Source organism: Prosthecobacter sp., assembly GCF_020439865.1.
Classification (GTDB): Bacteria; Verrucomicrobiota; Verrucomicrobiia; order Verrucomicrobiales; family Verrucomicrobiaceae; genus Prosthecobacter.
This window is the reverse complement of record NZ_JAGRPF010000051.1, coordinates 68,218-83,042: the sequence shown is the minus strand read 5'-3', so window position 1 is coordinate 83,042 and position 14,825 is coordinate 68,218. Positions and strand designations below refer to the sequence as shown.

Here is a 14,825-nt window from a genome sequence, read left to right as displayed (position 1 = left end):
GATGATGGATCCCGACTGGCTGCGGCTCTTCCCCGAGGCGGACCACCGTCTGCAGATGAACCTGCGCCGCGGTGATGCTGCACAGTTCTGGCAGCGCTCACCTGAAGCTGAAACCGTTCTCGCCGAGCGTCGCAATTGGCTCGCACAAACGCCGCAGCGCTACCTGCAAATCCTTCCCGAAGGCGAAGAGGCCGTGAGCGAAGCCATAGCCTATGTCCGGTCACTGGACAATGCTCCGACGTGTCCGCCCGTTCAGGCCGCAGGTGAAATCGAACCCGACTGGATCGTGCTTTCTGGCGATGCCGAACGTTCGCACCCCGTGATTGGAGGCGCCGTCATTTTTCCGTCCAGCTGGGCGCTGGAAGACAAGATCGGCAGGCCGCTGCACGCCATTCACGCTCCGGTCCCAGGTCTTCAAAGCAGCATGGGATCTCAGATCAGCACATTTCTCACGCGCCTCGTCCCGCATGTCGCGTGGGAGCGGGAAAACTGGGGTCTCAGCGCCGACCCGGCGCTCAATCATCATCCTGCCAATCCCATCAAACGACTCGATGCCCGCGCAACGCTCGATCAAACGTGGCTGCGTCTCGAACAGCAGTTTCTCACCCGCCTTCCCGACACAAACGCGATCCTCTTCGGCATTCGTGTCACGAACCACCGTCTCGACCACCTAGCTGCCATGCCGGAACTCGCACCGCGCATCACACGAGCGCTGGAAACCATGTCCGACGACTTTTGCCATTACAAAGGCATCCTCGAGGCACGTCCTGCGCTGCTGGCCGAACTCCGATCGGTTTAACGCTCACCACAGCAACAGCATCATCAGGCACATGATGCCATTGTTCAGTGCGTGAGCCGTCATCGGCGCGATCAAACTGTGCCGCCACATCCGCAGCAGGGAGAACGTGCCCGCCAGCGCCATGATCGCCGGCACGCCGGCCCATCCCTGCGGGTGGATCACCGCAAACACGAACGCGCTCAACAACAGCCCCGCCAGCCAGCGCATCCACGCTGACAGCCCTGGAAACAGCAAGCCACGAAACATCACCTCTTCCGAGACCGGCGCCCACACCACCGCGAGGATGATCGCGCCAAACTTGGCCCAGCCGTCTCCCGCAAAAACATCCACAATCGGATGCGATGGAACATCACCCGTGAACTTCATGATCCACGACGCCGCGATCATGCCCGCAACGAGCAGCGGCAGCGCCGCCACCCAGCCCAGCAAACCCGCCTTCATCTCCTGAAGCACTCCCTGCCCACGGTGAAATCCGAGTGCCGCCTTCCATTGCGGGCGCTTCATGCCACGCAGCAGCGGCCACACTGCTCCGAGAATCAATGCCCCTATCGCAGGAACATAGGGAGCCCAGTGCGGCAGATGATCCAGCCACGTGCGAAGCAGCCAAGGAAGAAATAAAAACAGTGCCAGGTAGATCGCGAATCCTTCTGTCAGCACGCCGCCCTCCACGCGGCTGCGCAACGCCAGCGTCAGATGCAGTTTCCCGGCGCGCCAGCGTGTGATGGCCATGATCATCACCACGAGGCCTGCCACGACCGCAATCATGCCCAGAAAACTGGCCCCCATCAGAACCATCGCAGTTCCCATTGCCTGCTGCATCACGACCTTTCGCTCATCAGCATCGTCCGCCAGCACCTGGGCACGCGCCAGATCCGCGATCCAGCCATGACGCTGCTTCAATGCCTTCCACGCTTCATCATCTCCCTTCCCCTGCGTCGCCTTCAAGGCTTCCAACTCCGCAACATCCGCGCGCAACGACTCGTCTTTCGCCGCGAAGCCATTCAGATCCGCCGCGGTCGGCCAGGTGTCTGCCAGCCAGCCTTTCAAGATCAACAGCCGCAGGCCATCTTCATCCGTGCGTGCAAACTGGCCGATGTCCTCCTGCATCGCCTTCGTGACGTCTGCATTCGACTGGCCTGCGCTCAGCAGCATTCCCTTCACCCCCACCGCGTAGCGCGCCATCAGTTCCAGCATGCGATTTGGCCCCACGCGCTCTTCGCGTTCCACCCGATGCTCCGTCTGCCGGCCAACGACAAACACGGCGCAGGCAGCAATCACCAGAACCGCCAGTCCAAAGCCCGTCTTGGAAAGACGACAGGAGGAAAACGCAGGCGGCGGCAGAGGAGGCGGGAGTGCGGAGGGTGATTCCATGATTTTCGCCGATCAAACAACACCTCGCCGAAATTGACACGCACTATTCGCCCGGTGCCGCGTCTCTTTGCACCACAGCGGCTAAAATCACACCCTCCACCACGTTCACTTCCGATCCACCATGCGTACCGCTCTCTTTCTCCTGCTCACCGTTTCCGTCTTTGCTCAAACACCGCGTCCCGGCGTGAACTACGACGAAGCCAAAGTCGGCAACGATCCGCTGCCCGATTTGAAACTCACCACCGCCGAAGATTGGACGAACAAACGCCGCCCCGAGATTTTGAAACTCTTTGAGGACAATGTGTACGGCAAAACGCCCGCCAACATCGGCACGCCCAAGTTTGAAGTCACCGTGACCAAGACCGATGCGCTCGGCGGTCTCGCAACGCGCAAATTCATTCACATCTCGCTGCCAGAACGCCCCGTATGGCAGGGCATGGACGTGATGCTCTACATTCCCAACGGCAGCCGTGTCGCACCGTGCTTTGTCGGCCTCAGCTTCGGTGGCAATCAGGCGGTCAGTCCCGAAAACGACGTGCCCATCTCCACGCGCTGGATGCGCGACAGCAAGGACAAGGGCATCGTCGATCATCGCGCGACCGAAGCCTCACGCGGAACCTCCAGCAGCCGCTGGCCGCTCGAAATGATTCTCCGTCGCGGCTTCGCCGTCGCCACCTGCTACTACGGAGACATCGAGCCCGACCATGCCGACGGCTGGAAGGACGGCCTGCGCGCCGCCGTCAGCAAGGATGGCGCAAACACCGTTTGGAAAGACGGCGAATGGGGTGCCATCGGTGCCTGGGCCTGGGGCCTCAGCCGCATCGTCGATTACCTCGAAACGGACAAGCTCATCGATTCAAAGCACGTAGCCGTCATCGGTCACTCGCGCCTTGGCAAAACTTCCCTCTGGGCGGGCATGCAGGACACGCGCTTCGGCGTCGTCATTTCCAACGACTCCGGCGAAGGAGGTGCCGCGCTCATGCGCCGCGACTTCGGTGAAACGACCGCCATCATCACCAAAGCGTTCCCCCATTGGTTCACACCCAAATACGCGAGCTACGCCGGCAACGCCGCCGCCTGTCCGGTGGACATGCACATGCTCATCGCCCTCGCCGCTCCGCGCCCCGTCTACATCGCCAGCGCCGCGGAAGACCACTGGGCCGATCAAAAAGGCGAGTTCCTCTCCGGCAAATTCGCCAGCCCCGTCTATGCCCTGTTCGGTGAAAAGGGCGTCGTCGTGGACGAACAACCTGCCATCGACACACCTGTTGGCGATTTCATCGGCTATCACATGCGCACCGGCAAACACGACGTCACCGACTATGACTGGACGCAGTATCTGAATTTCGCGACGCGGCACTGGAAGAAGTAAGAGCGGATTCGGCGCACATTGTCGCTTGCCGACTTTGCCAAGCCCGTGTGTCTTGGCGGCGTCCTCTCCACGTCATGCCCGCCAAAAAAGCGAAATCCAAATCCGGCTCGAAGAAGTCGTCCAAAAAGCCCGCGAAGAAGAAGCTCAAAAACGTGCCTTTCTGGATCGGTTTCGATCTCGGTGGCACGAAGATGATGGCCTCCGTGCTCGATGCGAACTACAACGTGCTCGGCTCCGCACGCAAATCGACCAACGGATCCGACGGCGCCGCCAAAGGACGGAACAAGATCGTCAAGGCCATCCATGAGGCCATCGAAGCAGCCGGCGTGGATCCCAAGGGCATTCAGGGCATCGGCATCGGCTGCCCGGGCCTCGTAAATCCCGCCAAAGGCATTCTCATCTTCGCGCCCAATCTCGGCTGGACGAACATGGCACTGCGCAAGCTGCTGCAAACCCAGTTCAAATGCCCCATCGCGGTGCTGAACGATGTCGATGCTGGAACCTATGGCGAATACGCGCTCGGTGCCGGCAAAGGAGCGCGCTCGCTCCTCGGCGTGTTTCCCGGCACGGGTGTGGGCTCAGGGTTCGTTTACAACGGACAGCTCGTCATGGGTCGCGCCATCTCGGCGATGGAACTCGGTAATCTGCAACTGCCCGGCACGCACATCGGCAGCCCGGTGTTCGGTGTCGTGACGCTCGAAGATCTCACCAGCCGCCTCGCCCTCGCCTCGCAGGCCGGTCTGGCCTGCTATCGCGGTCAGCTTCCTGAACTCGACAAAAAAACCGCCGGCGCCCTGCGCAGCATCCGCAGCAAGGCGCTTGCCGCCGCCTTCCGCAGCGGAGATGATGCGGCGATGATCATGTTCCGCAATTCCATCCGCTACCTCGGCATGGGAGTCGCCGTTGTCGTCAATCTTCTCGCGCCGGACCGCATCACCCTCGGCGGTGGTCTCGTTGAGGAGCTTCCCGGTTTGTATCTGAACCTGCTCAAGGAAGAAGTGGACCGCTACGCCATCCCAGAACTTGCCCGTGGCATCAAATACTCGCTCGCCAAGCTCGGCGGGCAGGCTGTCGCCGCAGGCGCGGTGGCGTGGATGCGCAACGAGACGAAATAAGCCCCGAGGATGAGCGAAGCCATTTCACCAACCGCCCCGCCGCCCGAGCACGCCGTCATTTACGTCGGCGCGGCTTCCGTTTCGCTCGTCATTGGCAGGAAGGATGAAAGCGGCCAGTTCACCCGTATCGAGAGCCTTGACCGCCCGCTCCCCATCGCGCGCGACATCTTCCGTGCACGCAGCATTTCGCGCAACACGGTCGATCAGGCGGCCGCGATCCTGAGAAATTACCTCCAGACCATGCGCGAGTACGGCATCCCGTCCTCGCAGCTCCGCCTGTTCACTTCAAACATCCTCGCGGAAGCCGTCAATCACGAGATCTTCCTCAACCGCCTTCAGGTGCACAGCGGCGTCGCTCCCAGCCTGATAGATGACGGCAACATGACGCGGCTCGTTTATCAGATCGCCCAGCGCATGCTGCTGCGAAATCCGACTCTGGCCAAGGGGAACACCTTCGTGTCACACATCGGTCCGGGAAACACCCGTGCGATCTACTTCCAGCAGGGCCGCCTCGCAGCCTACAGCAACTACCGCCTCGGCATTTTCCGTGCCCATGAGGCCATCGCTTCGCCGGACGATGAGGCGCGACAGCAGATGGTGCATCTGGAGGAACACATCCGCGGCGTCGTTGATCATCTCGCGCAGGACTATTCGGACGTGAAAATCGACCACCACGTCGCCATCGGCGCGGAGATTCAAAGTGTGGCCCCGCGTCTCGGCAAAGCACGCCACGGAGCCCATCGGGTACTTGAGGACGACCTTGCCCGCCTCACCGACAAACTCGCACGCCTCAACCCCGACGAACTCGTGCGCGAGCTCCATGTTCACTACACCGGCGGTGAGGGCATCGTGCCCGCGTTGCAGACGAACCTCGCCCTCGCGCGACGTTTCGGTGACGATGCGCTGTGGGTGCCGGAGGGCGACTTCCAGCTCGAGCTCATGCTCGACCTGATGACCTCCGGTTCACGCACCGCGATCTTCCAGGAGGAGGTCATGCAGGCCGCGTGTGAGATCGGCCTGCGCTACAAGACGGACCGCAAGCATGCCGACCACGTCGCAAACTTTTCGCGTCAGCTCTTCCGCGAACTGCAGCACCTGCACGGACTGGACGCCAAATACGAGCTCGTGCTCCGCGTCGCCGCCACCTTGCATGAAGTCGGCATGTTCATCAGCCCGCGTGAACATCACAAGCACAGCCTCTACATCCTGATGCACAGCGAGATTTTTGGTCTCAGCACCAGTGATCGCGTGATGGTGGCCCTGCTGGCGCGATACCATCGCCGTTACAATCCTGAGCCGAATCATCCACACTTCTCCGATCTCTCACGCGAGGAGCGCATGATCGTGCTCAAGCTGGCCGCCCTGCTTCGTCTCGCGGACGCTCTGGACCGCAGCCACGCCCAGCGCATCAAGTCCATTCAGCTCCGTCCCGAAGGCTCGCGTCTCAACGTGCTGACCCAGGGAGTGGACGACACCACCGTCGAGCAGATCGCCATCGACGTGAAGTGCGGTCTCTTCCGCGAAATTTACGGTTATGATATCATCCTCGCCAAATCCTGAACCACCACCGGCACCGCCGAAGCTGCGCCTGACCGAGGAGCATTTCATCAACCGCGAGCTCAGCTGGCTCGCCTTCAATTCGCGCGTGCTTGACGAGGCCGCGCGCAGTGATCTGCCGGTGCTTGAGCGCGTCAAGTTTCTTGCCATCACCGCCTCGAATCTCGACGAGTTCTTCATGGTGCGCATCGGCGGGCTGCAGTTGCTGCGCGAGCAGGGCTTGCGCGCGCGAGACAGCGCCGGGCTCACCCCCACCCAGCAGTGGGATCAGGTTCACCAGCATGCCTCCGCCTTTGTGGAGCGGCAGTATGACATCCTCCAGCAGCAGCTCGTGCCGTTGCTCAAGGAAAACGGCATTCGCCGCCTCCTGAACACCGAGCTTTCCCCCGCGCAGCGCACACTGCTGCGTGAGTACTTTGACGAGCACATCTTCCCGGTGCTCTCACCGGTTGTCATTGATGACGCGGGCGCTCGCGCCGCCATTCCGGCGCTGAACATCATCCTCATCTGCACCGTCACCGGCGGCGACAACGGACACATGGAGAAACGCCACGTGCTCCTGCCTCTTCCCGCCAACCTCCCGCGTCACGTGCTCGTTCCCGACCCCGAGGGCGGCCAGCATCTTTACGTAAACCTCGAGGACGTGGTCACCTTGTTCATCGGCGAGTTTTTCCCCGCCGAAAAAGTGTCTGCCCCCGCGCGTTTCCGCGTCAGCCGCAACACGGACATCACGGTCGATGACGAGAGCGCTTTCGATCTCGCCAGCGAGATGGAAGAAATTCTTGAAGCCCGTCTCAAGAGCCCGGCCATCCGCATCGAAATCGAAAGCGGCGCCTCGCGTGAACACACGCGCATCATTCGCGAACTCTGCGGTGCGAAGACGGCGCAGGTTTATGACATTCCTGGAGAACTCGATCTCCGCGCGTGCTTCCAACTCGCCGGTATCTCCGGTTTCGATGAACTGAAGGTCGAACCATGGGACAGTCACCCCAGCACCGCCATCACACCCGGTGAAAGCATCTTTGATGCGATCAAGCGCGGCGACATCCTGCTGCATCACCCGTATGAGAGCTTCGACCCCATCCTCGCCCTCGTCGAAGAAGCCGCCGCGGATCCGAACGTCATCGCCATCAAGCAGATCCTCTATCGCACGGCGAAGAACAGCCGCATCATCTCCGCCCTGATCCGCGCCGCTCAGGCCGGCAAGCACGTCACCGTGCTCGTGGAACTGAAGGCGCGCTTCGACGAAGCCCGCAACCTCGAACGTGCCAACGACCTCATCAACGCCGGCGCCCAGATCATCTACGGTGTCGCCGGTTTGAAGACGCACGCGAAGGTGTGCCTCGTCATGCGCCGCGAGTCCGGCCACATGACGCGTTACATGCACTTCGGCACCGGCAACTACAACGAGGCCACCGCGAAGCTCTACACCGACATCAGTCTGCTCACCTGCCGTGCCGATTACGGTGCCGACGCTTCCGCCTTCTTCAACACCGTCACCGGCCGCTCACGCTTTGTGCATTTCAACAAGCTCAGCATGGCCCCCTACGGTCTGCGCGAGCGCCTGCACTCACTGATCCGTAGCGAAACCGAGCGCGCCCGACAGGGCGAGGCCGCCGAGATCATGCTCAAGATGAACGCGCTCGAAGACCGGCAGATGATTGAGGCCCTCTACGAAGCCTCGCAAGCGGGCGTGAAGATCCGCCTCAATGTGCGTGGCATCTGCTGCCTGCGCCCCGGCATCAAAGGCATCAGTGAAAACATCAGTGTCGTCAGCATCATCGACCGTTATCTGGAGCATGCCCGCATCTTCTGGTTCCGCCAGGGCGGCAAGCCGGCCGTGTTCATCGCCAGCGCGGACTTCATGAACCGCAATCTCTCGAAGCGCGTCGAACTCCTGACGCCCGTCGAAGACAGGGAGGCGCGCAAACGCCTGCTGCACATCCTCGAAGTTCACTTTGCCGACACCGCCCGCGGCCGCGTCCTCAAATCCGACGGCACCTGGCATCTCCCACGCATCACCGCCGCCAAAACCGTCCGCTCCCAGGAACGCTTCGCCCGCGACATGATCAAACGCGCACGGCAGGCGAATGAGTCACCGGATGTGCTCGTGCCGCACACGCCGAAGTAAATTACACCACCGGCCAGAACGCCTTGTAAATCAGTGCCCCGATGATGCCGCCAATGATCGGCCCCACCACGGGAATCCAGGCATAGCCCCAGTCGGGACCGCCTTTGCCCGGAATGGGCAGCACGAAATGCGCGAGGCGCGGTCCCAGATCGCGGGCGGGATTGATCGCATAACCCGTGGGACCACCGAGGGAGAGACCGATCGACCACACGAGCATGCCGACGAGCGCAGGAGCAAAGCCTTTGTCGAAGCCTGAGTTTGGCACCAGATTCGCGGGCGACAGGATTGCCAGCACACCAAGCACGAGCACGGCGGTACCGATGATCTCACAGATCAGATTTCCCATCGTATGACGGATCGCCGGTCCGGTGCTGAAAACCGCGAGTTTGGCGCCCTGATCATCTGTGGCGCTCCAATGCGGCAGGTAGGCCAGCCAGACGAGCACACCACCCAAGAACGCACCCGCCATCTGGGCGGCGATGTATCCTGGCACCAGCGCCCAGTCAAATTTGCCAATCGATGCCAGACCCAGCGTCACCGCCGGGTTGAGATGCGCACCACTGACCGATGCCGTGCAATACACCGCCACCGCCACCGCAAATCCCCAGCCCGCGGTGATGACGATCCATCCTGCGTCGTTTCCCTTGGTCTGTTTGAGCACGACGTTGGCAACGACGCCGTCACCGAGAAGAATCAAAATCATGGTGCCGAAGAGTTCGGCAAGGTTGGCGGACATGGCGGCTGGTTGGTTGAATTTCCGCGCAGACTATCGGGCCGGCCTCCAAAGGGCAAGACTGCATTCTTTTGTAGCATGGGCATTCTTGCCCGTGTCGAACGCTTCCTTCGCGGGCAAGAATGCCCGCGCTACTCCTCCCGCGCCGCCTTCAGCCGCTCAACATCGAGATCGAGCCGATACATCAGCTGGTTGTAATCGTAGCGCGGCGTCGGAACCGGATTGCCAGAGAACGTCTCCGCATACGTCCCCTGAAAGTAGATGATGCGCCCATCCTTCTGATCAAAGAACGCGTGATGGCTCGGATTGTAGAAGCTGTACTTCGGGTGCGTGGCGATCTTCACCGCCTTGCGCCACGGACCTTCGATCTTCTTTGCCTCCAGATACCAGACTTCGCCGAGATAAGAGACACCTCCGCTCTCCTGCACCGCAATCATGACCCAGCGTTCACGATGCTTGTTCCAGTGCACGCTTCCGGCATGAAGGTGGACCGACTTGCCCGTCTGCACATCGACGACCTGCATGCGCGCCTTGTCTTTGGGCATCTTCTTCTCGGCGATCAGCTTCTCTTCGTCCTCCTGGCTGGTGGGGGCATGTGAATTCTGCCACACGAAATCACTGTGCTCGTCCGACCACAGCAGTGACTCATAGGACGGCGTGTTTTGTACGGAAACATAGTCTGCCTTCACCCGTGTCTGACAGAAGGGCGTGGAGAAATAAAGCCAGTCGCCGTCCTCACCCTTCACGCGCACCGCGTTGCCCTGCGGATGCTGCCACGTGTACTCGTCCCCCAGCACCGCAATGCGACGAAAGCGTTCGGTGGATTCGTCCAGCTCCGCGAGTCCGTGCTCCAGTCGCTTGCCCAGATCACGCCAGCGCGAGTAATGCGCGATGAGATGCTCGTGGTTCTCCGCATCCATCACCGTCAGCATGCCAAACAGCCACACAACACCCGGTTCATCGACCGGAAGCATCTTGGCCACGGCATTGTTTTCGTCGGTGATGTATTCAAAGTGGATGCCGTTCTCGGGATCAAGCCCGCCTTTGTCCGGCGGATCGCTCCATGCGGCGGTGGAATGAAAATTGCCCAGCGGATAGCCGGGCCTCTGCGTGTCACCAAAAATCCAGAAGTAGCGTCCCTTCCACGGCACCACCTGCACGGAGTCCTGGCCCATCACATCCGCAAACAAGTTCGGACTTGGCAGCGGCGGCTCCTTTCCCAGCAGCGTGCTGTCCCGATAAATGCCCTGCCCAGTCAGCCGGCACACACGTTCGGCGATGTTCGTGCGCAGCACCTTCACCTCGGCCGTTTTTCCGGCAACAGGCGTCAGTTTGACACCCGCATAACCAAAGCCGTCCTTCGGCACCGCATAACCCGGACCTTCGACGTGGAAATACACGGTCCGGTTCATCAGGCCCGGTTCGGCAAAAGCGATCCAGCCGGCACTGTCCGTCGTCAGAGTGATGGCGTTCGTCGTTTTGAGCGTGATCAGCGGCACACCGCGTCCCGTGGTCTCGTCGATGACATGAATGCCAAAGTAGTCCTCCGGCGCGGCGCCGGACAGCCGTGACAGGCACAGCGAAACCAAGAGCAGTCGGCGCAGAGACATGAGGGACGTTTATCACGCATCCCACGCCTGATGAAAGGACTAATTCGCGATGCTTGACAGCCGAGTCTTGGATGCGAAGTCGCAGGGCATGTTTTTCGACACCCACACGCATCTCGGCAGTAGGCAGTTCGATGGTGATCTCCCCGCCGTGCTGGAGCGTGCGCGTGCGGCGGGTGTCACGCGCATGGTCGCTCCTGCCACGGATATCGAAAACGCCCGCAAGCTGCTCGCCATCGCCGAGAACGAGCCGGATGTGCGCGTGGCGGTTGGCATTCATCCATGTGATGCGGATTCGGTCTCGGGATCAGCCTGGGTTGATGAACTGCGTGAGCTCGCCAAGCATCCGAAAGTCTGCGCCATCGGCGAAATCGGCCTCGACTACTTTCATGCACCGCCGGAAGGCTTTTCTCTGGAAGGCTGGAAGAGACATCAGGCGCAGGTTCTCACCGCCCAGCTCGAACTCGCGGCGGAACTGAAGCTGAACGTCATCCTGCACAACCGCGAGAGCTGGGACGACCTGACGGCCATTGTACTGCCGTTCAGTGAGCGCCTGCGCGGTGTGTTTCACTGCTTCACCGGCACGATCGAGCAGGCGCAGCCGCTGCTGGAACGCGGTCATTTGATTTCCTTCACCGGCATCGTGAGTTTCAAAAACGCCGGCATCATCGCCGAAACGGCCAAGGCGGTGCCTGCGGGGAGTTACATGATCGAAACCGATGCGCCCTATCTGGCGCCGGTGCCTCATCGCGGCAAACGCTGTGAACCGGCCTACGTGGCGGACACCGCACGCGCAATCGCCACACTGCGTGGCGAACCCGTCGAAAAGGTCGCCACCGACACGACCCGCACGGCGCTCGAATTCTTCCGTGGCTGGGATTGATCTCCGACGAAAGCAACCCAACCTCACCAACGTTCCCTGAAACCACCATGAAACTGCTCCTCGCTGCATCCCTACTGCTCGCATCTCTGGCCTCCGCCGCCGAATTCACCGTCGAAAAGACCGCCGCTGGTGGTGCCATCGTGAAGGTCGATGGGAAGGTCTTCGCCGAATACGTCGTGGACCAGGCGAACAAGCCCTACCTGTGGCCGATCTACAACTCGGACGGCAAGTCGATGACGCGCTCCTACCCGATGAAGAACGTCGAAGGTGAGAAGCAGGATCATCCGCATCATCGCGGCCTGTGCTTCGGCCATGAGAGCATCGGCGGCTACGACAACTGGGCGGAGCAGGCCAGTTTCGGCACTAACCCGAAGTCCAGCGAACGTCTGGCCCATCTCGGCAGCATCAAGCACCGTGAGTTCAAGGAACTGACCGGCGGCAAGACCGGCGTGGTTTACGCATTGTCCGACTACCTCGACCACGATGGCAAGGTGATCTGCAGCGAAGAGCGCTGCATGACCTTTCAGGTCGATGGTCAAAACCGCATGATCGATGTGGACATCGACATCATCGCTTCACAGGGCCCAGTAACTGTCGATGACAAGAAAGACGCCGGCCTGAGCATTCGCGTGCCGCACAGCATGTCCGTCGATGCCAAGGAAGGCGGCAAGATCATCAACAGCGAAGGTGACAAGGATGCCGATTCCTGGGGCAAGCGCGCCAAGTGGTGCGACTTCAACGGCCCGGTGGAAGGCGAACACCTTGGAATCGCCATGCTGAATCACCCGAGCAGCTTCCGCCATCCCACGCCGTGGCACTCGCGCACCTACGGTCTTTTCACCGCCAACCCTTTCGGCCTGTCCCAGCTGAAGCTTCAGACTGAGAGCGGCGCCGTGGAGCTCAAGCAGGATGAACGCATCAAGCTCCGCCATCGGTTCATCTTCCACAAAGGCGACGAGAAGGAAGGTAAAATCGCCGAGGCCTATGAGGCCTACGCGAAGGAGACGCGGTAGAGTGGATCACAGCCAATATTAGATGCGGGCAGACAACGAGCGCGTCGTATCGGCGCGTTTCACTTGCCACCAGCTTCTGTCGCTTGCCACAGACATCCACGGCAGCACCAAAGCGGACGCGGTAGAGTCGCGCCGCGCGAACCATGCAACGTCGGAGATGAAGTGTTGGATGCTTTTTTTCTCGGACCGATGCGTTTTTTTGACCTTAATAATGACAACTTCATTGAACAAGTTGCCGCCGTGATGCTTCAAAAAATGGGTCAACATCAACCCATCATGCTTATGAAACATATCCTTCGATTGCTCAGCATCGTGCTGCCTGCGGTAACACTATCCAGTTGCTATGTCGACGGGCATGCCCATGGCCACGTGAACCATTCCGGTTACCGTCCCGGATACACCCACACCGACCACTACTACTATGAACGGGGGCCCGCGCCTCGGCGCTCCGCCCCCTTGGTCAATGCCAACACCACCCTCGGCTTGAGACTCTGATGTCGCCAGCCATGAACTGCCGCGTGGCGGAGGATGATCTCCTCCGCCACGTGCTTTTTTCGATTCACACACCGAGCAGTTCACGCGCTTCCGCCTGTCCGGGAGCCGGACGGCCGAACTCGCTGGCGGTGACGCGGGCGAGCGAGACAAGCTGACGCCAACGGAAGGCGGGACGTGTGCGGTGAAACTCATCCCAGGTGGTCTGGAAGTATTTCTCCGCGTGCAGAGCACCGTCTTCGCTCACCGCATAGCGGAGCAAGGCCTTGAACACGACTTCCGGATCGATGCCCTGTATGCCGCAGCGATGCACGACGCCTGCGGCATGGCCTTGCATGTTCTGGCGGATGTTGTCATCGAGTTCGGCGAGCAGCTTCGCTTGATCCGTGGTCTGGCTGATCTGGCGTTTCGACGGCATGGACTCCCACTCGAGGAAATGCTGGACGCTGTTTCCGCCGCGGTCCCGTGCGACCTGCCACGCGCCGAGAATGAGGCATGCGAAAACATTCCGTCCCTTGCTGACCTGCGAGAGATTGCGCCACGCATGCACGGAGTCGCTGGCATGCACGCCCACGGAGTCACCATGCACGCTGCCGGGCGGCTTGCCGGGTGATTCCCATTCCGGCGGACGACCGTGATCACGCAGCACCAGCTGATTCGCGGCGAGTGAGATCGCCTCGCCAATCTCATGCGGATCAAATCCTTCCGCCAAAGCGGCGGCCACAGCTCCGGCGGCATCCTGAGGCGTGCCGCTGAAAATGGTCATGCTGAGCTTTTCCATCACGCTGTCCTCCATCGAACGCGTGCCGGGATCGCGGCCCATAAGCTTGTGCTCGTCGATCAGCTTCGACAACGCGTTCGCGTTCTCATCCCACTCGGGACGGCGATACTTCTCGCTGTTCAAGCAGTAGCGCAGTGCCATGCGCAGCATCGTGGTGGCATTCTCCCGGCCCACGAGGTCGAGCAGGTCCCACGCGCGATACGGCAGCACGGTGCGATGCACCTCGGGATTGTCCTGCACGCATTCCAGCAGCGCGTTGAAGCCGTCGTCCGCGCTGTTTTTCATCATCGTGGCGAAGATTTTCTCCGCGCCATCGGTGTCTTTGTCTTTCACGGCGTTGTGCAGGTCCGCGGCAGACGGCTTGTCGTCGCCAGCAGCCACAGGATGCAGCACCTCGTCGCCACGTCCGCCGAATTCCTGGATGCGGTTGGTGTTGCGATACAAAACCTTGAACACCGGCAGCGCGGCCTGCTTGTCCGGCATCGATGCGGCCATTTTCAGCGCGGGATGCAGCGCCATGAGCGTGTGGAAGCCGACGTAGTCCTCGCCGCCGAAGTTGCGCGCGTTCGCCAACACGCCCGCGGCCACGAGTTTCTTCAAAGGCATGCCCTCCTTCAGCTTCGCGGCGAGCGCAGGCTGTAGTTTCGACACGGGCGTCTCCTGCATGAAGCAGACGAGCGACTCCATGTCGCCGAAGTTGAGGACCGTCGCCTCACCGGCGGCAGCGTGGGTGGTGATGCCGAACTCAGCGGCCAGCGCGGGGCCGATGGTGGCGAGCAGTGTACCTTTGCCGACATCAGCAAGGAACTCGCGGCGGGATTGCGGTTGGTTCATGATGAACTCCCAGGTTGGAATTAACCTGAGTGTCTTGAATGGGTCGCGAAAGGTCAATGCCTGAGTTGGCCTGCTTTGAAAGCCCCCCACGATCGAGTCCGATCAGTTTGCACCTTTGCTGAAGTTGAGTTCCTGGC

13 protein-coding genes are annotated in these 14,825 nt (G+C 61.0%); 8 read left to right on the top strand and 5 right to left on the bottom strand.

The window, feature by feature from the left end:
• Window position 1 precedes the first annotated feature (1 nt).
• Window positions 2–799, top strand: a complete 798-nt coding sequence (locus KDL09_RS04955) for a heme-dependent oxidative N-demethylase subunit alpha family protein (RefSeq protein ID WP_294382142.1) — start codon at window positions 2–4, stop codon at window positions 797–799.
• Between the two features lie 3 nt (window positions 800–802).
• Here KDL09_RS04955 and KDL09_RS04950 read toward each other — a convergent pair whose 3' ends face one another.
• The gene (locus KDL09_RS04950; protein ID WP_294382140.1) at window positions 803–2,170 is read right to left on the bottom strand and encodes a type II CAAX endopeptidase family protein; all 1,368 of its coding nucleotides are present in this window, start codon (window positions 2,168–2,170) and stop codon (window positions 803–805) included.
• A 121-nt stretch (window positions 2,171–2,291) separates the two neighbouring features.
• Between KDL09_RS04950 and KDL09_RS04945 the strand changes: the two genes are divergently transcribed.
• The 4 genes from KDL09_RS04945 (at window position 2,292) to ppk1 (ending at window position 8,345) form a co-directional block, all read left to right on the top strand.
• The gene (locus KDL09_RS04945) at window positions 2,292–3,542 is read left to right on the top strand and encodes an acetylxylan esterase (protein WP_294382137.1); all 1,251 of its coding nucleotides are present in this window, start codon (window positions 2,292–2,294) and stop codon (window positions 3,540–3,542) included.
• 74 nt (window positions 3,543–3,616) lie between these two features.
• Complete coding sequence (locus tag KDL09_RS04940; protein ID WP_294382135.1) at window positions 3,617–4,657, top strand: ROK family protein; 1,041 nt, start codon at window positions 3,617–3,619, stop codon at window positions 4,655–4,657.
• A 9-nt stretch (window positions 4,658–4,666) separates the two neighbouring features.
• Window positions 4,667–6,217, top strand: a complete 1,551-nt coding sequence (locus KDL09_RS04935; protein ID WP_294382134.1) for a hypothetical protein — start codon at window positions 4,667–4,669, stop codon at window positions 6,215–6,217.
• A complete protein-coding gene (ppk1, locus tag KDL09_RS04930; RefSeq protein ID WP_294382131.1) occupies window positions 6,192–8,345 on the top strand; it encodes a polyphosphate kinase 1 in 2,154 nt (717 codons plus the stop codon). Before KDL09_RS04935 ends, ppk1 begins: the two co-directional genes overlap by 26 nt.
• A gap of 1 nt (window position 8,346) precedes the next feature.
• On the opposite strand, the gene KDL09_RS04925 is transcribed toward ppk1, so the two are convergent.
• The gene (locus KDL09_RS04925) at window positions 8,347–9,081 is read right to left on the bottom strand and encodes an MIP/aquaporin family protein (RefSeq protein WP_294382128.1); all 735 of its coding nucleotides are present in this window, start codon (window positions 9,079–9,081) and stop codon (window positions 8,347–8,349) included.
• Window positions 9,082–9,209: 128 nt separating this feature from the next.
• Entirely contained in the window at window positions 9,210–10,688 is a 1,479-nt protein-coding gene (locus KDL09_RS04920) for a hypothetical protein (protein WP_294382125.1), read from the bottom strand.
• Between the two features lie 49 nt (window positions 10,689–10,737).
• Here KDL09_RS04920 and KDL09_RS04915 point away from each other — a divergent pair, with 49 nt between their 5' ends.
• Window positions 10,738–11,568 (top strand): TatD family hydrolase, encoded by an 831-nt coding sequence (locus tag KDL09_RS04915; RefSeq protein ID WP_294382122.1) that lies wholly within the window; start codon window positions 10,738–10,740, stop codon window positions 11,566–11,568.
• Window positions 11,569–11,615: 47 nt separating this feature from the next.
• Entirely contained in the window at window positions 11,616–12,581 is a 966-nt protein-coding gene (locus tag KDL09_RS04910; protein WP_294382120.1) for a PmoA family protein, read from the top strand.
• A gap of 18 nt (window positions 12,582–12,599) precedes the next feature.
• On the opposite strand, the gene KDL09_RS04905 is transcribed toward KDL09_RS04910, so the two are convergent.
• On the bottom strand, window positions 12,600–12,848 hold the full coding sequence (locus tag KDL09_RS04905; protein ID WP_294382115.1) for a hypothetical protein: 249 nt from the start codon (window positions 12,846–12,848) through the stop codon (window positions 12,600–12,602).
• Between the two features lie 15 nt (window positions 12,849–12,863).
• Between KDL09_RS04905 and KDL09_RS04900 the strand changes: the two genes are divergently transcribed.
• A complete protein-coding gene (locus tag KDL09_RS04900) occupies window positions 12,864–13,076 on the top strand; it encodes a hypothetical protein (RefSeq protein WP_294382112.1) in 213 nt (70 codons plus the stop codon).
• Between the two features lie 64 nt (window positions 13,077–13,140).
• Here the strand turns inward: KDL09_RS04900 and KDL09_RS04895 are convergent, their stop codons facing one another.
• The gene (locus KDL09_RS04895; RefSeq protein ID WP_294382110.1) at window positions 13,141–14,688 is read right to left on the bottom strand and encodes a hypothetical protein; all 1,548 of its coding nucleotides are present in this window, start codon (window positions 14,686–14,688) and stop codon (window positions 13,141–13,143) included.
• Window positions 14,689–14,825 lie beyond the last annotated feature (137 nt).